This window comes from Streptomyces sp. SudanB52_2052, from assembly GCF_964272415.1.
Taxonomy (GTDB): Bacteria; Actinomycetota; Actinomycetes; order Streptomycetales; family Streptomycetaceae; genus Streptomyces; species Streptomyces olindensis.
Genome location: NZ_OZ186796.1, coordinates 4,207,045 through 4,226,751, shown reverse-complemented (window position 1 = coordinate 4,226,751; position 19,707 = coordinate 4,207,045). Strand labels below are relative to the sequence as shown.

15 protein-coding genes, 1 tRNA gene and 3 pseudogenes are annotated in these 19,707 nt (G+C 67.8%); 7 read left to right on the top strand and 12 right to left on the bottom strand.

Annotated elements, in window-relative coordinates; all coding sequences use genetic code 11:
* Positions 1–40 precede the first annotated feature (40 nt).
* Positions 41–379: a glycoside hydrolase family 6 protein gene (locus ACSUPV_RS18680; protein ID WP_078650937.1), complete on the top strand. Its 339-nt coding sequence runs from the start codon at positions 41–43 to the stop codon at positions 377–379.
* A gap of 292 nt (positions 380–671) precedes the next feature.
* Here ACSUPV_RS18680 and ACSUPV_RS18675 read toward each other — a convergent pair.
* Positions 672–1,135, bottom strand: a pseudogene (locus ACSUPV_RS18675) (hypothetical protein).
* A 267-nt stretch (positions 1,136–1,402) separates the two neighbouring features.
* On the opposite strand from ACSUPV_RS18675, the gene ACSUPV_RS18670 reads away from it, so the two are divergent.
* Together ACSUPV_RS18670 and ACSUPV_RS18665 are read left to right on the top strand one after the other, a co-directional pair.
* On the top strand, positions 1,403–1,813 hold the full coding sequence (locus tag ACSUPV_RS18670) for a hypothetical protein (RefSeq protein WP_436947855.1): 411 nt from the start codon (positions 1,403–1,405) through the stop codon (positions 1,811–1,813).
* 683 nt (positions 1,814–2,496) lie between these two features.
* Positions 2,497–4,389, top strand: a complete 1,893-nt coding sequence (locus ACSUPV_RS18665; protein ID WP_436947854.1) for a tetratricopeptide repeat protein — start codon at positions 2,497–2,499, stop codon at positions 4,387–4,389.
* 325 nt (positions 4,390–4,714) lie between these two features.
* Here the strand turns inward: ACSUPV_RS18665 and ACSUPV_RS18660 are convergent, their stop codons facing one another.
* A complete protein-coding gene (locus ACSUPV_RS18660; protein ID WP_031117465.1) occupies positions 4,715–5,944 on the bottom strand; it encodes an IS110 family transposase in 1,230 nt (409 codons plus the stop codon).
* A 439-nt stretch (positions 5,945–6,383) separates the two neighbouring features.
* Here ACSUPV_RS18660 and ACSUPV_RS18655 point away from each other — a divergent pair, with 439 nt between their 5' ends.
* Both ACSUPV_RS18655 and ACSUPV_RS18650 read left to right on the top strand, forming a co-directional pair.
* Entirely contained in the window at positions 6,384–6,596 is a 213-nt protein-coding gene (locus ACSUPV_RS18655) for an excisionase family DNA-binding protein (protein WP_436947853.1), read from the top strand.
* A pseudogene (locus ACSUPV_RS18650) lies at positions 6,596–7,761 on the top strand (tyrosine-type recombinase/integrase). The gene ACSUPV_RS18655 and the pseudogene ACSUPV_RS18650 overlap by 1 nt, the downstream one beginning before the upstream one ends.
* Positions 7,762–7,840: 79 nt before the next feature.
* Here the strand turns inward: ACSUPV_RS18650 and ACSUPV_RS18645 are convergent.
* Positions 7,841–7,914, bottom strand: a tRNA-Gly gene (locus ACSUPV_RS18645).
* 517 nt (positions 7,915–8,431) lie between these two features.
* Between ACSUPV_RS18645 and dcd the strand changes: the two genes are divergently transcribed.
* Both dcd and ACSUPV_RS18635 read left to right on the top strand, forming a co-directional pair.
* Complete coding sequence (gene dcd, locus ACSUPV_RS18640; RefSeq protein WP_031116097.1) at positions 8,432–9,007, top strand: dCTP deaminase; 576 nt, start codon at positions 8,432–8,434, stop codon at positions 9,005–9,007.
* Between the two features lie 29 nt (positions 9,008–9,036).
* Positions 9,037–9,534, top strand: coding sequence for a phosphoribosyltransferase (locus tag ACSUPV_RS18635; RefSeq protein ID WP_031116096.1), 498 nt, complete (start codon positions 9,037–9,039; stop codon positions 9,532–9,534).
* Between the two features lie 72 nt (positions 9,535–9,606).
* On the opposite strand, the gene ACSUPV_RS18630 is transcribed toward ACSUPV_RS18635, so the two are convergent.
* From ACSUPV_RS18630 to ACSUPV_RS18590, 9 genes and pseudogenes are all read right to left on the bottom strand, one after another.
* Positions 9,607–10,635: a Yip1 family protein gene (locus tag ACSUPV_RS18630; protein ID WP_037765186.1), complete on the bottom strand. Its 1,029-nt coding sequence runs from the start codon at positions 10,633–10,635 to the stop codon at positions 9,607–9,609.
* 118 nt (positions 10,636–10,753) lie between these two features.
* Complete coding sequence (locus ACSUPV_RS18625; RefSeq protein WP_436947852.1) at positions 10,754–12,106, bottom strand: FG-GAP and VCBS repeat-containing protein; 1,353 nt, start codon at positions 12,104–12,106, stop codon at positions 10,754–10,756.
* Between the two features lie 17 nt (positions 12,107–12,123).
* Complete coding sequence (locus tag ACSUPV_RS18620) at positions 12,124–13,725, bottom strand: FG-GAP repeat domain-containing protein (protein WP_436947851.1); 1,602 nt, start codon at positions 13,723–13,725, stop codon at positions 12,124–12,126.
* Positions 13,726–13,762: 37 nt separating this feature from the next.
* Positions 13,763–15,166 (bottom strand): FG-GAP-like repeat-containing protein, encoded by a 1,404-nt coding sequence (locus ACSUPV_RS18615; protein ID WP_436947850.1) that lies wholly within the window; start codon positions 15,164–15,166, stop codon positions 13,763–13,765.
* 286 nt (positions 15,167–15,452) lie between these two features.
* Positions 15,453–16,088 carry a dihydrofolate reductase family protein gene (locus ACSUPV_RS18610; RefSeq protein ID WP_436947849.1) on the bottom strand — a complete coding sequence of 212 codons (636 nt, stop codon included), beginning with the start codon at positions 16,086–16,088 and terminating at the stop codon, positions 15,453–15,455.
* Positions 16,089–16,177: 89 nt separating this feature from the next.
* Positions 16,178–16,537 (bottom strand): annotated as a pseudogene (locus ACSUPV_RS18605) (dihydrofolate reductase); the annotation flags it as partial.
* Between the two features lie 95 nt (positions 16,538–16,632).
* Complete coding sequence (locus ACSUPV_RS18600; protein ID WP_436947848.1) at positions 16,633–17,922, bottom strand: glycosyltransferase family 2 protein; 1,290 nt, start codon at positions 17,920–17,922, stop codon at positions 16,633–16,635.
* A 41-nt stretch (positions 17,923–17,963) separates the two neighbouring features.
* The gene (locus ACSUPV_RS18595; protein WP_359758865.1) at positions 17,964–18,137 is read right to left on the bottom strand and encodes a hypothetical protein; all 174 of its coding nucleotides are present in this window, start codon (positions 18,135–18,137) and stop codon (positions 17,964–17,966) included.
* Positions 18,138–18,163: 26 nt separating this feature from the next.
* Positions 18,164–19,432: a nucleotide sugar dehydrogenase gene (locus ACSUPV_RS18590; protein WP_031116088.1), complete on the bottom strand. Its 1,269-nt coding sequence runs from the start codon at positions 19,430–19,432 to the stop codon at positions 18,164–18,166.
* Between the last annotated feature and the right edge of the window lie 275 nt (positions 19,433–19,707).

Genomic DNA, 19,707 nt, shown 5'->3' with positions numbered 1-19,707 from the left:
CCATGCATAGCAGCATCAACGCTGGCCCAGTTGACCTGAAATGGGTCTCGGTATTCGAGACGATTGGGCGCCGGCGTGCCCAAGTAGCGCTCGAACATTGGCGCGGCTCGGCGTGGCCGGGAAGGGTTTCGTGGTGGACACCGCCCGAAACGGCAACGGTGCCATGGACGCGGTCGGCCAGCACGTCAACTGGTGCAATCCGGCTGGCCGTCGCCTCGGCATCCCCAGCTCGATCGGTGTCGCCGGAGCCGATTACCTGCTGTGGATCAAGTACCCCGGAGACTCGGACGGTTCCTGCGGGATTGGCCAGGGCATCCCGGCTGGCACGTTGCCGAGCGGCTCATCGACGGAACCTGACCGGCTCTGTCGATCGCCGTAAGGGCACGCCACCCTCAAATTGGACTAGACAACAAACAACCCCCGGGCTTCTGACCTGGGGGTTTCGCATGGAGCGGGTGACGAGAATCGAACTCGCGCTCTCAGCTTGGGAAGCTGCGGACATCGAGGGCCTGCTGTGGGCGCTGACCTGTTCGAACGGCAGGTTCACCACCTCTGCGGGCACCGGCTGCTTTCACCGTGATTCCCTGCTGCTCCCCGCTCGATCTGGTGCGCTTGTGGTGCGGTCGCCGTCGGCGTGACGGCTTCTACGAACCGGCGCGACTGCAAGTGCCTCAGAGGTGCTGCTTGGCTGCCCTGACCAGTCGGCTGATGTCGTCACGGGTCCGTACCCTGGCATCGCCGAGTTCTGTTCTGCTGTCTGTCTTGGACAGCGCAGTAACGTCTGCGAGCACGTCCTCTGCGGACCGGCTCAGCGTCTCGTCATCGGTGAGCATCTGCACTCGGAACAGTGCTTCTTGGGCGTTGGAGCGTAGGTCGTAGGCACGGATCCGCACTGTGTCGGGGTCCTCCGGTGGTGGTTGTTCGTGCTCGCAGAACCAGAGGTGCACCAGGCAGCGGCGGTAGTTGACCAACGCGCCAGCGTAGGCAGAGTAGGCATCGAGTCGCTCTGCTGCAGCTTCTCGCGGCGGGTGAACTGGTGGCTCCTGTCGGTGGTGCGCTGCTGGAACGCCAGAGTGATCCCCGAACCGAGCAGCGTCCCCAAGACGGCTATGCCGCTGGCGATGATGGTCTCCACATCCCAAGCTGATCACGCATCGCCGCCCTCCGGGGGGCCGTAAGCCTCCGCTGTTGTTTGTTGCAGCACTGCGGGGGAGTGGTGTTGGAGCCCGGTCGCACTCCGAGTCGCCCCGGCTATACCTAGGTTTCCCTGCTACCTGGCACGGAACGCTCAGCATCGGCGGGTACGTGTTGGTCGCTGAGTCGTCCTTGCAAGAACCTTGCGACACGCACTCGCTTCAGCGCTAACCTTGGCCTAGGGATCCGTGTACCAGGGGTGGGGGACATGAACGAGTTGGAAATCGCTCAGTTTGCAGTGCCGGCCGCGCAAGCACTACTGACCGTGATGGTTTCTGATGGATGGCAATCCTTCAAGGGACGCTTGGCGCGCATAGTTGGTGGCAGCCTCGAAGATCCTCACGCGGCGGAAGAGCACCTAGACGAAATGCGTCTCCGGCTCATCTCTGATGATTCTCAAGAAACGCTTCAACAGAAGCATGCCGAGATGGTTGCGCTATTGTGCGCGGCGATCACAAAAGACCCGAACACCATTGCTCCCTTGAAGGAACTGCTTGGCGACGTGCAGGCAAGCAATGCGACAGTCAACGCGGAGCAGATTTCGCAAAACGCAACAGTTCGGGATAATGCTGTGAATTTTCAGCAGATCTCCGGAACTCAGAATTACCGGGCAGACTGAAAATGGAACCTGATGACGAGACCCTAGCCCCTCCTTCGTCAGCTCAACATTCCGATGTCCATGACCACGGCACAGCGTTCCAACAAAGTCACGGCATCCAGATTTACTATGCTAGTGGAGGAGTGAGGTCACCGGAGGATTTAGCTAGTAAGGCCCACCTGCTAGCGCTGGATAGTAGCCGCAAGATTCAGGATTTTGAGAGTCCTGTCAGCTTCGGTGTTCATCCCGCTGCCACGTGGAACGGAAATCAGTATCCAAAATACGTTCGTCGAGACATCGACGATGACCTTCACTCCATTCTGAGACCTGGAACTTTTGTCCTCCTGGTAGGCGACCCGACTTCAGGGAAGTCTCGGAGCGCGTTCGAGGCTGTCAGTGCAAAGTTTCCGGATTACCTCGCATTCCGGCCGGAAGATGGATCCGAGTTTGAGGAGTGCGTGGCCTTTTCGCGGTCGCAAGAGAAGGTAATTTGGCTCGATGAACTTGACCGATTCTTGAGCCCGCCGTTCATACCTACTGCGTCACTGGACGAAGCCCTGAAGTCAGGCGCCGTGTTAATAGGCACAATGCGTGCCGATCAACTAGATGTGCTCTCGCCGCGCCACGAAAGGGGGCTCAGTCAGGAGAGTCGGGTCCTTGCTAGGGCGGCAAGAGCAGTCACAGCCAGGGCGCACATACTATTCGTGGATCGGCAGTGGAGTGCCGATGAGGTAGGCAGAGCAAAGCTGTCCAATGACCCCAGGGTGATTGACGCTAGTCGTTATGCCACAGAATACGGCGTAGCGGAGTACCTAGCTGCTGGTCCACAACTTTATCTCGAATGGCAGAATGCCTGGTCTCCGGGTTTGCATCCACGTGGAGCCGCTCTGGTTTCGGCTGCTGTTGATCTACATCGTGCGGGCATCCAAGAACCTGTATCAAGACAGCTTCTAGAACGCCTCCATTCTGTTTACCTCGAAGCGCGCGGTGGTGTACGCCTCCGTCCTGAGTCGATCCTCGACGCTTTTCACTGGGCTCTGGAACCTTTGCATGCGACGAGTAGCCTGCTCGTTCCGGTTCGGGACGACATGTACAGGGCTTTTGAATACCTGGCCGGTGCTCTTGCTCGCGGCAGAAAAAATCGAGATCTGCCGGATGAGGTATGGACCGCAGCTATTGACGACTTCGCTCTTGAAGTGGTTCATTCAGTCGGCCATCGGGCCGAAAAGGCTAGGAAGTATGAATTCGCGACGCGGGCATATGAACGCCTAGCCGCTGCTGGCATATCGGACGGCTCTTTCCACCTGGGATACATTGCTGCAAAGCAAAATAAATTGGAGGATGCTGAATTCTGGTACCTCAGGGCGATCGAGCAGGGAAGTAACGTAGCAAGAAACAATCTAGGTCTCGTCCTGGCCAGGAATGGGCGTGAGGACGAGGCAGCTACATGGTTCCGTGAGGCTGCCCAAGAAGGTGACGCCCACGCGATGCGCAACCTCGGGCACTACCTGCTCGACCGCGAAGAGTGGGACGAAGCGAGAGAGCTTTTCGTTTCGTTCATGTCGAAGACGCCGTCAGTTGCAAAGATGCTGATGGGACAACTCTGCATCAAGCAGAGCGAGTACCAAAAGGCTGAAGAATGGCTCCAAGATGCACTTGGGGACGGTAACAACGATGCTTGGTTCTACCTGGGCGTTGCGCAAGAGAAGCAGGATGCCTTGGATTCTGCTTCCGCCTCGTACCGGCGTGCGCTAGAAGCAGGAAATGAGCAATCGGCGAACAACCTGGCAGGCATCCTCGAGAAGTTGGGTCAGCTCGAGGAGGCGGAGTCGCTTTACAGAAGCCGTCTAGAAAAGGCGGATGATGGGCACGTAGTATTCAATTTGGCCGGCTTGCTCGCCAGAACTGGTCGTCATGAGGAAGCTGAAACGTTCTATAGGCGGTCAATCGCTGCGGGCTCGGAGTATGCGAAAAACAATCTAGCCCTGATGTTGTCGGATCAAGGCCGTAAAGAGGAGGCTGAAAAGCTACTCCGCGAGGCTGCTTCCGAGGGTGATACGCGTGCGATGGCTAATCTGGCGGCTATCTGCCGTAGGAAGGGAGCGCCGCGAGAGGCGCTGACTTGGATCAATCGGGCCCTAGCCTTGAGTAAACGCGAGTATTACGTCGAGATGGGAATGGTTCAAGAGGCGCTCGGTGAGCCAAACAAAGCCATGCTTTGGTATCGGCGAGCCATGGATGATGGAAACTATCGAGGTGCAGTCTCTCTAGGATTTCTCTATGAGAGGCAAGGGAAAAGCAAGGCGGCGCGTAAGCTATACGTAGAAGCTGCTGAGAATGGTGAAAGCCATGCCCTATTCCATCTTGGTCAGCTTTATCTGTATAGGAGAGATTATTGTGTGGCACGCAAGTATTTGACCAAGGCTGAGGAAGCCGGGGAAGACGTCTATCACATGCTCGCCTTCTTGGCGCTTAGGGATGGCGATCTGGTCCGCGCTCGTGCGCTTTTGGATAAAGCGCAGGAAAAAGACTCTCCTCAAGTTCTAATGATTCGAGAAATGCTCACCTCAGCCGAGGAGCATGCAGGGGCAACCTAGCGCCCGCGAGGTGTCACTCAAGGGCAGTGTTTGGTACGTGAGGTCGGTGGAGCGGCTTTGGGGTGGCGCTGCTTTGGCGCGAGTGATCTTGGCCCCGTAAGCTGATGGCGCGTCGGGCAGTCTGTGGACCTGCCTGGTAAAGCACGACGTTGGGGCCATGATCTTCGCGGCTCGCGCCAAATTGGCTCCGTAAAGCCGTGGAGCCGACTGCCCCAGCCACAACGTACCCCTTCTCTGGCATCAGGCGGCTGATTGCTCTGAGCGGGGCCCGGGCGCCGGCCGGGCTGGAGCGGGGCGGAGACAGACATCTCACGCTGTTAAGGCGTCAAGGGGTGGGGCCGAAGGCTTGCTCTTCGTTGTAGGGCTGTCGGGTTTGGAGGCAGTGGTAGAGCTGTCCGAGGAAGCGGTTGAAGAGGTGGCGTTGGGCGGCGGCGTGCCAGTCGCCGTGGTCGCGTCTGCGTTGGTAGTGGGCTTTGGCTCCTGGTGAGGCGCTTAAGGAGGCGAAGGCCCAGAGGTGGCCGGCGTGGCAGAGGCGGTCGTTTTTGATGTAGCGGCGGCCCACGTAGCGTTTCTTGCCTGATGAGCGGGTGATGGGTGCGGATCCGGCGTATGCCTTCAGGCCGCGGGCGTTGGAGAAGCGTGTGTGGTCGTCTCCCATTTCGGCCAGGATGCGGGCGGCGAGCTGGGGTCCCAGGCCGGGGAAGCTGAGCAGGATCTGGGCGTCGGGATGTGTGCGGAGTTGTTCGTCGACGGCGGTGGTGAGGTCGTCGGTGGCTTGGCAGGCGGCGTCCAGTTGGGTGAGCAGGGCGAGCAGTTGTCGGCCCATGGCGTGTTCGACGGGTGTGGGCTGGCGGGGTCGGCCCGTGCGGAAGAGGGCGTGTAGTTGATGGGCGTCGGTGTCGATGTTCCGGCTGCGGCCGGCTCGTGTGAGGGCTCTGCGGAGTTGGGCGAGGGTGAGGCGGGCGGCTTGGGCCGGGGTGGGTGCCATGGTCAGCACCTGGCGGGCGTCGGGTCGGGTCAGTCCGCCTTTTCTGCTCTGGAAGGCTTCCAGAGCGGCCGGGTAGTACTCGCGTAGGAGCGAGCGTGCCTGGTTGGCGATCTGCTGGCGGTTCCAGACGGCGTCCTGTTGGGCGCGGGCCAGGACCGTGATGGCTTTGGCCTGGTCGCTGTCGTTCGGCAGTGGGCGGTGACGGTGCATGTCGGTGCGCAGGATGTGTGCAAGCGCTAGCGCGTCAGCGCGGTCGGACTTGGTGCGGGAAACCGTGTGGCGGTCTCGGTAGCGGGCGACGGCGAGCGGGTTGATTGCGAAGACCTGCCGGTGGCCGTTGTGCAAGGCAGCGACGAGGAGGCCTCGGCTGGTCTCGATGGCAATGGGGATGGGGTGTGCGGGACTGTCGCCGTATTCGGTGAGCAGACTCAGAAGTTGGGTGTAGCCGGTGGCGTCATCGGTGATGCGGCACTGGGCCAGCGGTGTGCCGGTGTCGTCGACCAGGGCGACATCGTGGTGGTGTTCGGACCAGTCGATCCCGCAGAAGACCTTCACGGTGTCCTCCATGCGCGCGGTGTTGTGGGTGAAGCCGGTGCGGGCCATGCGGCGACCTAATTCCAGGACTTGATCCGTCCGCCATCTCACCAGCCGTTCATGGCGCCTGCACCCAGCCGGCCTCTGTCTCAAGGAGAGCTCGCTGGCTCGCGAAGCGACGAAGAGGTCACTACGGCCGGGCTGGCTCACACCTCGGCCGCGCAAGGGTTGTCTCGGTTGTGACGCGATGTCGTGCTGGTCCGAGAACACCGGGTGTACCGCTCTGTCTCAAGGCCTGCGGGCCAGAAGCGCAGCAGGTATCTGCCCGGTGTTCACGCGGCAGTCACGTTGCGTAGCGTCCTACGGGCGCCGCTCTTCCGTGAGGCGTCAATGGCCAGGAGAACCGCAGGCATCCCCCGCTCAGCCAGCACACGATCGACCGTCTTAAGGAGGAATTAGGAGAGCCCACTACATGAACGACCGGTACCTGTCCGTCGACCAGGTCGCCGAGCTGCTCGGTACGACTCCCCGCTTCCCCCGGCGGCTCATCGAGGAACGGCGCATCCGGTACGTGAAGGTTGGCCGGCACGTCCGCATCCCTGAGAGCGCGGTCGAGGAGTTTGTTCGGTCCAGGACTGTCGAGCCGATCAAGCCTCGTCGCGCCGCACTTCGGAGGGCTGCCTGATGGCGAACAAGAAGGGGAGGCGTCGCCGCTTCGGTGCGGTGCGGCAGTACAGGTCCGGCCGCTGGACCGCGTCGTACCTCGGGCCCAACGGTGAGCGCATTCGGGCGGACGAGACCTTCGACACCAAGAAGGACGCCGAGATCTGGCTCTCCCAGGTAGAGGCCGACCTCAGCCGCGGGGACTGGCGCGCCCCTGATGCCGGAGCCGTCAACTTCCGTGTGTACGCCGAGAAGTGGGTCGAGGAGCGGGAGCTGTCCGTTCGCACCGACGACCTGTACAAGCATCTCCTGCGCCTGTACATCCTCCCGGCCTTCGGCGCGCTCGACCTGGACGAGATCACGGCTCCCCGCGTCCGCGAGTGGCGAGCGGAGCGACTCCGCACCACCGGGGCCAAGACAGCCGTAGCCAAGGCGTACCGCCTCCTCAAAGCCATCCTGGAGACGGCCGTGGATGACGACCTGATCAGCCGCAATCCGTGCCGGATCAAGGGCGCGGGTAAGGAGTCAGCCGCCGAACGTCGTATCGCCTCTGTGGCCCAGGTCGACGCGCTCGCCGACGCGATCGGCATCCGCTGGCGCCTCATGGTCTACCTGGGCGCGTACGGTCCGATGCGACCGGAGGAGCTGGCCGGCCTTCGCCGCCGAGACGTCGACCTGGACAACCTAGTCATCCGCGTCCGCGTCGCCGAGCCCGAGCGAACGAACGGCAGACGCGCTCCCAGCGATACCAAATCCGATGCGGGCATTCGCACGGTCGTCCTCCGGCCTTCCTCCACAAGGAGGTGAAGCGACACCTTGCTTGGTACGCCGAGAAGGGGCCGGATGGTCTGGTCTTCGTAGGGGAGAAGGGCGCGCCGTTCCGGCGTACCTCCTTCGGTCGGAAGTGGCGCCGGGCTCGCACGGTCGCCGGTCTCCCGGACGGCTTCCGCTTCTACGATCTCCGTCACACCGGGCACACCCTGTCGACCCGCTCCGGCGCCACCCTCAAGGACACGATGGTGCGTGCCGGGCAGTCCTCCGAGAAGGCGGCGCTGATCTACCAGCACTCCGACGAGGAGCGGCAGCGGGAGGTGGCTGCCGGGCTCGACGACCTCGTGCGCGCCGAGCGTGCGAAGTGCCACAAGGGCGACCCAGCGCACCACAGCGAGGAGGCTGCCGAGAGCTAGTGGTGCGGTTATGGTGCGCGACCGGCCCACCGGTCTAGACAACAAAGAACCCCCGGGTCTCTGACCTGGGGGTTTCACATGGAGCGGGTGACGAGAATCGAACTCGCGCTCTCAGCTTGGGAAGCTGATGTTCTACCATTAAACTACACCCGCGTAAGACGCCGACCGGAGTCGGTGTCCGAATGCTCGCCCACTCTACCTCATGCCAGGCCCCCGGTGTTCGTGCCGCGGGGCCTGAGGGTGTTTCAGGACTGGGATGCGGCTGCGCGGGAACCGAGTTGGGGCGTACCGTGTGGGCGTCGAGGAGGGTCCGGGCGGGACCGGAGTGCCGCCTGGAGGGCCGTCCCTTTGATCCCGTACTGTGGCTTTTGTCGTCAGGCAAGCAGCAGCCAGACGCGGCTCTTGGGGAAGGGACTCTTGGACTTGATGGAGCGCACCGTCGTCCGCTGTGCGGATGGGCACGTGTTCACCACCGCTTCGTTCCCGATGCAGCAGGCCGAGCGGCTCGGCCCCGGCCGGCTTCTTCGGTGTCCGCGCTGTGCGCGGCTGAGGAGCGTGGTGCCCGTGAGCTACCAGAAGCGGTAGCGGACAGAGCGACAGCAGCAAGCAGCGCAGGCGCGCGGAGTCGTCCGGTTGTGGGCGCTCCGCGCGCCTTGCGTATCCTCGGGGCGTGCTTCTCTCAGACAAGGACATCCGGGCCGAGATCGACGCCGGGCGCGTGCGGATCGATCCCTATGACGACGCGATGGTGCAGCCGTCGAGCATCGATGTGCGGCTGGACCGCTACTTCCGGGTGTTCGAGAATCACCGGTACCCCCACATCGACCCCTCCATCGAGCAGGCGGACCTGACCCGGCTCGTGGAGCCGGAGGGGGACGAGCCGTTCATCCTGCACCCGGGGGAGTTCGTGCTCGCCAGTACCTACGAGGTCATCACGCTGCCCGACGATCTCGCCTCCCGGCTGGAGGGGAAGAGCTCGCTGGGGCGGCTGGGGCTGGTGACGCACTCCACCGCCGGGTTCATCGACCCCGGGTTCAGCGGGCACGTGACCCTGGAGCTGTCGAACCTGGCCACCCTGCCCATCAAGCTGTGGCCGGGCATGAAGATCGGGCAGCTGTGCATGTTCCGGCTCAGCTCGCCCGCCGACTTCCCGTACGGGAGCGAGCGGTACGGGTCGCGGTACCAGGGGCAGCGCGGGCCGACCGCCTCCCGGTCCTTCCTCAACTTCCATCGGACCCAGGTGTGAGCGACACAGGCATGAGCGGCGGTACAGGCATGAGCTCTGTGCGGGAGAACCTCTCCTACGAGCAGTTCGGGGCCGCCGTGCGCGAGCTCGCGCAGGTCATCGCCGACGACGGGTACGAGCCCGACATAGTGCTGAGCATCGCCCGCGGCGGTGTCTTCGTGGCCGGCGGGCTCGCCTACGCCCTCGACTGCAAGAACATCCATCTGGTGAACGTCGAGTTCTACACGGGCGTGGGGACCACTCTCGAGATGCCCGTCATGCTCGCGCCCGTTCCCAACGTCATCGACTTCTCCGAGAAGAAGGTGCTGATCACCGACGACGTCGCCGACACCGGCAAGACGCTCAAGCTGGTGCGCGACTTCTGCCTCGACACCGTCGCCGAGGTGCGCAGCGCGGTGATCTACGAGAAGTCCCAGTCGCTGGTGAAGTGCGAGTACGTGTGGAAGCGGACCGACGACTGGATCAACTTCCCGTGGAGTGTCGAACCGCCGGTGGTGCGGCGCACCGGGCAGGTTCTCGACGCCTGAGAGCGGCGTGACGTGCCGGAAAGGGGCTCCCCAGCCGGGGTGCCCCTTTCTCGTACGTACGTGCGGCAGGCCTCAGACCGTGCCCAGCTTCACGATCGACAGCAGCGCGATCAGCTGGATCGCCGACGCGCCCAGCGCCTTCGGCCAGGGCAGGTCGTGGGAGCGGCCGACCATGAGGGTGAGCAGCACACCGCCCGCGACCCAGGTGGCCCAGCCGAGCAGCTGCACGAACGTCGCGTCGCCGCCCGCGAACATCGCGAAGACGAGGCGGGGCGCGTCCGTGAGGGACATGATCAGCATGGAGAGGCCGACCGTGGGCTGCCAGGCGCCGTCGCCGCCGAGCTGACGGGCCAGGGTGTGGGTGACCACGCCGAGGACGAACGCGCTCAGCACCATCGCGACGGCCGTCGTCAGGACGATCGGGATCGCGTTCGACAGTGTGGCGTTTATCGCATCCTTGCGGGCGCCGTCGAAGCCGAAGACGGCGAGCAGGCCGTAGAGGAACGTGACGATCAGGGCCGGGCCCCACATCGTGTAGTCCCGCATCTGGAGGAACGTCTGGTTCGGGGCGAGGACGATCCCCCGGAGCAGGGCCTTCCAGTGCAGGCGCGGGCCGATCGGGCCGGGCGGCGGGGCCGCCGAGCCGGCGCGGTAGGTGTCGCCCTGGGTGTAGGGGTCCTCGCCGACCGAGAAGGCCTGGGTGTGGCCCGGGTTGTTCGCCGCGTACGGGTCGTGCGGGCCCTGCGGGCCGGGCGGGTACGCGCCGTCGCCGAAGTACTCCGGCTCGCCGTGACCACCGTGACCGCCCTGACCGCCGTAGCCGCCGCCGGGTCCGGCGTTCGGCTGCGGCCAGGTGGGGCCGCCGCCGTTGCCGTACGGCGGCTGCTGCGGGTACGGCTGCGGCGCCGGCGGGTAGCCGTACGACGGCCCCTGCGGCGTCTGCTGCCCGTTCGGAGGGTTGTGCGGTCGCGTCTGAGGAGCGCCGTTGTTCCGGCCGCGTCCGATCCTGAATCCAGCCACGTCTTCGAACGTACCTGGTCCCCGGCGGTGGTGTGCCGGGCCCGGGCTTCCGGGCCCGGCTTTGCGGCCGAGCTGTGACATCCCTTAAGGGGTACGGGCCTTGGGGCCAGGTGGGGTGTCAGGGTTCGGCCGTACGGGCCTCGCCCCGGGTCCCTTGCCCCGGCCCCCCGCGGCCGCGACAGTCGGGCATCGCCCCCTGTCAGTCGGGCAGCGTGCCGCCCAGTTCCGGCAGGGTGATCGCGCCGGTCTTCGTCGGCACCGTGGCGGTGCCCCGCATCAGCAGCGCGCTGCTCGCCGCGCCCACGGCCAGGTCCGCCTTGCTGTCGGCGGTCAGGTCGCGCAGGCGCAGGGTGTAGCCGAAGGCGGTGTGGGAGTCGGCCGGGCCGAGCACCGTCTGCGCGATCCACGAGGAGCGGGCGCCGGTGAGGCCGCCGGAGCCGCCGCGGAAGAGGTGGACGCCGCCCTGGTCCTCCCGGCCGTCGACGTCCTCGTGGGGCACGCCGACGGCGAGGTCCGCGTAGCCGTCGCCGTTCGCGTCCGCGGCCGAGATCGCGTAGCCGAAGTCGTCCCCGGCCTCCGGGCTGCCGGAGACGCCCGAGGTGGCCTGCGTGAGGGTGGTCGAGGTGCCCGGGCCGGAGGAGGTGCCGCGCCAGATCGTGACCGCGCCCTTGCCGCCGTCCTTGTCGGGTACGCCGAGGGCGATGTCGCCGTAGCCGTTCTTGTCGAAGTCGCCGATGACCGGGCTCGGGTAGAGGCCCTGCTGCCGGTCGCTGAGGGACCGGGACGCGCCCGAGGTGAGGCCGGTGGACGTGCCCTTCAGGTACCAGGCGCGCTCGCGGATGTCGCTGCCGGTGATCTCCGTGCCGATCACCACGAGGTCCGTCCGGCCGTCCCCGTCGACCTTGCCGGCCGCGAGGGCGGAGGAGTACCAGCCCCCGGACCCCTTGTCGATCTTGCTGACCTTGCCGGTGGTGCCGGACTTGGTGAAGGGGCCGCGGTAGAGCCACGCCTCCTCGCCGCCGATCACGGCCAGGTCGGGGGAGCCGTCGCCGGTGAAGTCGCCGGTGGCCAGGTCGCGGCCGAAGTGGCCGGCAGCGCCGCCGACGGGCGCGAGGTTGGTGCCGCCGGACAGGCCGGACTTGGAGCCCCAGACGACGGTGACGGTGCCGCGGTAGTCGTCGGCGCCCACGTGCTCCGTGGGGTTGCCGACGACGAGGTCCGCGTAGCCGTCCTTGTTGAGGTCGGCGCTCGCGAGGGACTCGCCGAACTGGTCGTCCTCCTCGCCGGACCCGGGAATGCCGGCGCTGTCCTGGTGGACGCGCTGGACGCGGGAGGTGTCGGGGCCGGTGGCGGTGGAGTAGAGGACGGTGACGGTGCCGCCCTCGCGGCCGTCGCCGTTGTAGCCGCCGTAGGCCAGGTCGCGGCGGCCGTCGCCGTTGAAGTCGTCGTAGTGCTTCGCCACCGCCGCGGAGGCGGGGGCGGTGAGGAACACGGGGGTGACGCCGGTCGCCAGCAGGGCGGCGGCCAGGACGGTCGTGGTGGTTCTGCGCATGGTGTCTCCCTGGTGCGTCAGCCGATGAGGCCGGTGCCGAAGGCGCCGTACGAGCGGGTCTGGCCGAGGCTGCCCGGGCCGAAGGAGCGGGCGCCGTCGGTGACGGGGCCGGTGGCCGAGCCGCGCAGGGTCGTGAGCGCGCCGACGCCCTCGTCCTCGAAGCCCGCGGTGATGGTGAACTCGGCGCGGCCGTCCTTGGTCAGGTCGGCCAGCAGGACGTCGGAGCCGAAGTAGTCCATGGCCTCGGCCGAGCCGGGGACGCCGGCGGTGGCCTGGGTGAAGGTGCGGGCGCCGGTGCGCGAGACGCCGGTGGCCGAGCCGTTCATCAGGACGGTGGCGCCGGTGTCCTCGGTGGTGGAGACGTCCTCGAAGACGACGCCGATGGCGAGGTCGCCGTAGCCGTCGCCGTTGGTGTCGCCGATGGAGACCGCGCCGCCGAAGCCGTCGCCCGCCTCGTCGCCGCCGGGTACGCCCTCGGAGTCCTGCGTGAGCTCCGCCATGGGAGCGTCGCCGTTGACCGGGCCGCCCTCCGAGCCGCGGATGACGACGACCTGACCGCCGAGGCTGCCGCTGTGGTCGTCCTCCTTCGAGAAGACGTTGCCGAGGGCGATCTCGTCGTAGCCGTCGCCGTTGATGTCGCCGAGGGCGAGGGAGGTGCCGCCGTTCAGGGGGCGGGGGACGGAGGTGTCGGGGCCGGTGGGGGTGCCGAGGTAGGCGACGCCCTTGGACCAGCTGCCCGTCCCGTCCTCGTTCAGCCGGACCCGGTAGGTGAGGGCGAGGTCGGACCTGCCGTCGGCGTTGGTGTCGCCCGCGTCCATGGCGTCGACGCTGTACGCCGTCTCCGGCGTGCCGATCTTCCGCGCGGCGCCGCTGGTACCGGTCGTGGTGAAGGGGCCGCGGACGACGTAGACGTGGGAGGAGCCGGTGCCGACGGCCAGGTCGGCCTTGCCGTCGCCGTCGAAGTCGCCGGTGGTCAGCAGCCGGCCCCAGTGGTCGTGTCCGGAGACCGCCGGGTCCTTGATCGTGGTGCCGTTCTTCAGGCCGCTCGCCGAGCCCCACAGCACGGTGACGGAGCCGCCGTCGGTGTCCGTGCCGACGTCCTCGCCGGAGGAGCCGGCCGCGAGGTCGGTGTAGCCGTCGCCGTTGAGGTCGGCCACGGCGAGGGCGTCGCCGAAGGTGTCCTCGGCCTCGGCGGCACCGGGCACACCGGCGGTGTTCTGGCTGACCACCGTGCGCTTGGCCGGGTCGAGGCCGGTGGCGCCGCCGTAGACGACGGCGACGTAGCCGGCCATGCCCTGGCCGTCGACCTTGGCGTACGGGGCGGCGAAGGCGACGTCGCCGTAGCCGTCGCCGTTGAAGTCGGCGGTCGGGCCGCCGGCGGGGGCGGCGGTGGCCGCCTGCGCGGGCAGGGCGGTGAGCAGGCCGGTGGTCAGGGCCGTGGCCAGGAGGAGGGTGCGCTTGCGCATCGGGGTCCCTGTCGGGTCGGAGGTACTGGTCGAGAGGTGGGTGCGGTCGTTCTCGCAGCCGCCGGGCACACCCGCCGTGTTCCGGGCGCACGCCGTCGCGCCCCCGGAGGTCGGGGCGGACGCCGAGCCGCGCGGCGGTCGACGGGCTGTCACTGGGCGATCAGGGAGCCGCGCGGCAGTCGGCAGGCTGTCACTGGGCGACGACGGAGCCGAGGCCGGAGCCGGACTTGAGGGAGACGGCGGTGGTGGTGATGCCCTGCGCGCCGCTCGTGGTCAGGCCGGAGGCGGAGCCGCGCAGGGTCCACAGGCCGCCCGTGGAGTTCTCGCCGGCGACGCCGACGACCAGGTCCGCCCGGCTGTCCCTGGTCACGTCCTTCAGGGCGACCGCGGAACCGAAGCCGTCCCAGGACTCGGCGGAGCCGGGCACCCCGGCGGTGTCCTGGGTGTACGACTTCACGCCGGTGGTGGTCAGGCCGGCGGCGGAGCCGAACAGCACGGTCACCGAGCCCGCGTCCTTCGCCGCGCCGAGGTCCTCGCCCGGGGCGGAGACCACGACGTCGGCGTACCCGTCGCCGTTGATGTCCCCGGTGCTCACGGCCCGGCCGAAACCGTCGTCGGTCTCGCCCGCGCCGGGCACGCCCGCGGTGTCCTGGTGGATCACGGTCGGCCGCTGCGCCGGGTCGGGGCCGGTGGGGCCGCCGTACCAGACGGTGATCTGGCCGCCCTTGTGGCCGCCGGGCTTGAGGTCGTAGGGGTCGGTGTGGTCGCCGAGGACGAGGTCGCCGTAGCCGTCGCGGTCGATGTCGCCGATGGAACCGGGGTAGCCGTCGGCGTTCGGCAGCTCGGCCATCTTGTACGTCGTGCCGGTCCAGCGGAAGTAGTTGATCTGGCCGCCGGTGTCGCCGTCCACGTTGAACGGGTAGACGCGCTCGGCCGCGCCGTCGCCGGTCATGTCCCCGGCGATCACCTCGTACGTCGTGCCGAGTTCGCCGACGACGGAGTGGCTCGACGGGCCGCCGGCCCGGGTGAAGGGGCCCCGGTAGATGCGGGTGTGGCTCTGGCCGGTGAGTGTGACGTCCGGGTCGCCGTCGCCGTCGAAGTCGTCGGCTGCGATGCCCCGGGAGAAGTTGCCGTACTCGGCGAGCGTCGACGGCTGCGGCAGGCCCTTGCCGCTGGTCAGGCCCGAGGCGCTGCCCCACAGGACGGTGCCGGACCCGACCCCGTCCCGGTCGCCGATGCTCTCGTTGGAGGCGCCGACGACGAGGTCCGAGTAGCCGTCCCGGTCGAGGTCGCCGGCGGCCAGGGCGGCGCCGAACAGGTCGCCGGACTCGGCGGTGCCGGGGACGCCCGCGGAGTTCTGCGTGATGACGGCCCTGCGGGCGGCCGAGACACCGGACGCCGAGCCGTACAGCACGACGACCGCGCCGGCGCAGGAGGCCGGACCGACGTCGGTGCAGGGGGCGCCGGCCGCGACGTCCCGGTATCCGTCGCCGTTGAAGTCCCCGGCGAGGCCGGAGGGGGCGGCGGAGGCCGGGGTGGCGGTGAGGAGGCCGGTGGTGAGGGCCGCGGCCAGGATGAGGGTGCGCTTGCGCAAGCGGGGCTCCGGGGGAGAGGGGGCAGGGCTCAGGCGGAGAGGGGGCCGGCCCAGGGCGTGGCTGCGGAGTCCCGAGGTGGTGCGGGGCGCGGGTGAGGGCGCCCGGGGGCGCGTCGCTCGTGCTGGGGCATGCTGGGTCTCCTGCGGCATGCGGGATGCCTGGCGGGCATCCACCGTCGATGAGGTGCCGGGACCGGCCCTGTTCGCCGGGAGTTGTCCGGGCGTTCACGGGTGGTCGGCGATCAGGAGACCCACGTGGGGACGTAAGGGTTGTACGTGAGTTCGGTTAATTTCCGGGGCGGTCGGGAGGCGGGGTTCCGTCACTCGACCGCACCGGCCTGTACCGCACGTCGACGGCCGCCCTGGGGTCGCTGCCGACGAGCAGCTCCAGCCGTACGGGTGCGCCCCCGGCGTTGTCGAACAGCCGGATTCCGTCGCCGAGCAGGACGGGCACGATGTGCAGGTCGATCTCGTCGATCAGCCCGCGCTCCAGGAGCTGCCGGCCGATGGTCGGCGAGAAGACCTCGACGTTCTTCCCGTCGGCGGCCTCCAGCGCGATGCGGAGCGCCTCGGCGACGTCGCAGTTCAGGAACGTCACCCCGGGGGTGGGGTGGGCGTCCTCCGGGTGGTGCGTGAGCACGAAGACGGGTCCCTGCCAGGCGCCGCCGTAGATCCCGCCGGGGTCGGGGTAGGCGTCCCAGCCGGTCCGGCCGCCGAGCACCGCGCCGGTCGTCCCGGCGTACTCCTCGACGAGGCCGGGGCGGAACGTCACCCCCGTCATCCAGTCCATCGAGTGGCCGGGGCCTGCCACGAAGCCGTCCAGCGACATCGAGAAGTGCCAGAGCACCTTGCCGGCGGCGGTCTGTGGGTCCATGCGGGCGGCGGTCTGCGGATCCTCGCCGGCCGCGGTCTGTGGATCCATGCCGGTCGACCTCTCCTCGTGGACGGTCACGGCTGCCGCCGCACGCGGTAGCGCAGGTGCAGGACCCGGTCGATGCCGTTCGGGTCCGCACCGGCGAGTTCCCTGGCCTTGGCGACCGCCTCCGCCACGCCGTCGACGAAGTGGAACGGCGCCTCGGGGTGCCACCCCTCGGGCCGGGGCCGGTGCGACACGACCACCAGGTGCTCGCCGGCCGGGGGGACGCCGCCCCACCCGTCGGTCATGTCGAAGACGTGCCGCCCGACGACCAGCGCGCCGATGCTCGCCATGGCCGGTCCCACGTAGTCGGCGGAGGCCCGGGACACCTTGGCGTACTCGTTGAGCGGGACGTCGCCGTTGCCGTACCACTCGAAGAGCGGCCCGACCTGGTCGTCGGCGTCGGCGATGAAGCCGTCCACGGAGACGACGTTGTGCATCACGACGGTGGTCATGCGATCTCCCGTGCGTCCTGGGGCCGGGGCGGCCCTGTTGCATCCATAGACCGCCCCCACGCCCGAAACTCATCGCGGACCGCCGCCCGGTCTCCTCAGGCCTTCTGCAGGTTCTTCGGACCGGCACGGTGACGACCGCCCTGCGGCAGCGCCGTCCTCGCTGTCAGCCCCCGCGACTGCCAGGCGTTGTCGCGCAGCTTGAACAGGGCCCAGTAGCGGGTGGGGCACAGCAGCACGATGTTCATGAACACGGCCGCCGGGGTGCCGACCAGCCAGGAGCGCCAGCGCTGACGCGCGGTCATGTCCGGCCGCATCAGCACGTACAGCCCCGACTGCCCGTACCGGACCACCAGGTACACGCCGAGGTACACCAGCGCCACGCCCGGGTTGTGGTACCGCCCGCCCAGGGTCAGCAGCGTCATGACGACGGTCCAGGCCAGCATCACCGGCGTGATGACGAGCTGCAGCAGGCCGAAGGTCGGCGAGATGAGCTGCTTCGGCGACAGCCGCGCGTACACGAACGGCAGCATCCACCACCACGACCGGGCCCAGCGCAGCCGCTGCCGGTAGGTCTTCCGCAGCGTGGTCGGCATGTCGGTGACGACTCCGGCCTCGTTGACGGCTACGACCTCGCCGCGCATCAGCGCCCGCAGCGCCAGCCAGCGGTCGTCGCCGGTGCCGCACTCGACCTCGTAGGCGTCCAGGTGGTCGTAGAGCAGCTCGGCCCGGTAGAGCGCGAGCGCACCCGACGTCGTCTCCAGGGCCCCGAGCATGGAGCGCGAGGACCGCATCATCACGCACGAGGTGCCGATGTCGATGTCCGCGGCCCGGGAGACCCAGGTCTCCTCGAAGTTGCGAACGTAGATCATGCCGGTGGTGGCCTGGATCCGCGGGTTGCTCATGGCCCGCAGCTGCTGTTCGAGCGCGTCCGGGAAGGGCTCGCCGTCCGAGTCGATGGTGAGGACGAACTCGAAGTGCCTGCCCTGCTCCTGGAGGTGCCGCAGCACGGTGACCTGGGCCCCGCGCTTGCCCTTGTTCTCCTGCCGGTGCCAGAAGACGCGGGGGTGGTCGAAGGGCTCCACGGGGTGCTGCCGCGAGCCGTCGTCGATGACGTGGATCTCGTCGACGGGGTGCGTCTGGGCCAGCAGGGACCGCACCGTGCGGTGCAGGTTCTCCGACGGCTCCTCGAACGCCGGGATGATCGCCACCGTCCGGCCGGGGGCGACCGGCAGGTGGGTGAAGGTCCGGCCCTTCAGGAACGAGACCAGGCAGAGCACGATCACCGTCATGCCCAGCCACCAGTAGAAGGTGAGGACCGGACTCTTCGACTCCACGTGCACCACCGCGGTGGCGGCGGCCAGGGCCGCCACCACCACGAGGGTCACGACGGTGAACCTCACCCGTGAAGCGCGGCCCGGGTAGGCGCTCAAGCGGTCGCTCGCTTGCCGCGGGTCGCCGTGCGGAAGACCGCGACGCCGCCGATCACCAGGAGCATGGCCGCCAGCACGATCCAGCCGAGCGCCGTGCCGCCGGTGGCGGCCAGGGCGGCTCCGCCGGTGGCGGTCCCGATGGCGGCGCCCACACCGTTCTGTCCGTACATGGTGTTCCTCTTTCCTTCCGTGGCTCTCAGAGCCGTTCGATGTGCGGTGCGGCGGGCATGACGCCGCGGGTGTCGAGCACGTAGGCGGCCTCGGCGGCGAGCCGGTCGAGGTCGAACTCGGCGTGCGGGGTGAGCAGGACGACGGCGTCGAAGCCGGCGACGGTGTCGGTCCCCGTGCCTGCCCCGGCGAAGGGGATGTCGCGGAGACCTCCGCCGGACTCCGGCAGATAGGGGTCCACGACGGTGACGTCCGCCCCCATCGCCCGTAGCCGGTCGGTGACTTCGACGGCCGGCGACTGGCGGGCGTCCGAGGTGCCCGGCTTGTAGGCGGCGCCGAGGGCGAGGACGCGCGCCCCGTGCACGCTCCGTCGGAAGCGGCGGCTCAAGGCGTCCTGCAGCCGGCGCACCACGTAGTCCGGCTGGCTCTCGTTGATGTCCTGGGCCAGCTCGATCAGCCGGAACGTCTGCCCGTGCCGGGCCTTGACGTGATGGCTGAGGTAGACCGGATCGATGGGCAGGCAGTGCCCGCCGACCCCGGGCCCGGGCAGGAACCTGGTGAACCCGAAGGGCTTGGTCGCGGCCAGCTCCAGCGTGTGCCAGACGTCCACGCCCAGCGTGTGGGCCATCCGGGACAGCTCGTTGACCAGGGCGATGTTGACGTGCCGGTAGGTGTTCTCGAACACCTTGGCCAGCTCGGCCTCTTCGAGGCCCGAGGCGGGCACGGTGACGTCGGTGACGGTGTCGTAGAAGTCGTGCACGCGCCGCAGACAGTCCTCGGTCAGCCCGGCGACGATCTTCGGTGTGTTCTCCAGCCGCCAGTCGGCGTTGCCCGGGTCGATGCGCTCGGGGCTGAAACCGACGTGGAAGTCCTGCCCGGCGACGAGGCCGGAGCCCTCCTCCAGCAGCGGTACGAGCACGTCACGGGTGGTGCCGGGGTGGGTGGTCGACTCCAGGACGACGGTGGCGCCCGGCTCGATCCACTCCGCGAGCACGCGACCGGCGTCCCGGACACAACTCAGGTCCGGCGCGCGGTCGGTGAGCGGTGTCGGAACGGTGATGACGGCGACGTCGAACCCCTTGAGGTCCTGCGGGTCGCAACTGGCGCGGTACGCCCCCGAGTCCAGCACCGCCCGGAGCCGGCCGTCGCCGATGTCCTCGACGTACGACGACCCGGCGGCCAGCGCCGCGCAGCGCGTCCGGTCGGGCTCGTAGCCGGTGACGGTGTGCCCGACCTCGGCGGCCCTCACGGCCAGGGGCAGGCCGACGTAGCCCTGCCCCAGCACACATATGTGCATGGTGGTTTCCTCACCCCTGAAGTACGGCCGCCTGTTCCTGAGGCAGGCGGCCGTGGCGTGGTACTGCGTGAGAAGCGGTGTGGGAACGGCACCAGCACCGCGTCACCGGTTCGCCCGGGCCCCCTGCCCGACCGTGCGCGAAGCGCAACCGGTGATCTTCACAAATCCCCCTCATCTGTGGACCTTCATGGTTAAACAACTATTCGCTGAACGGAACCCCCTTTACTGATTCGCAATCTGAGAAGGGAAGGGCAGGTGAGGGCGATTGGTGAGTG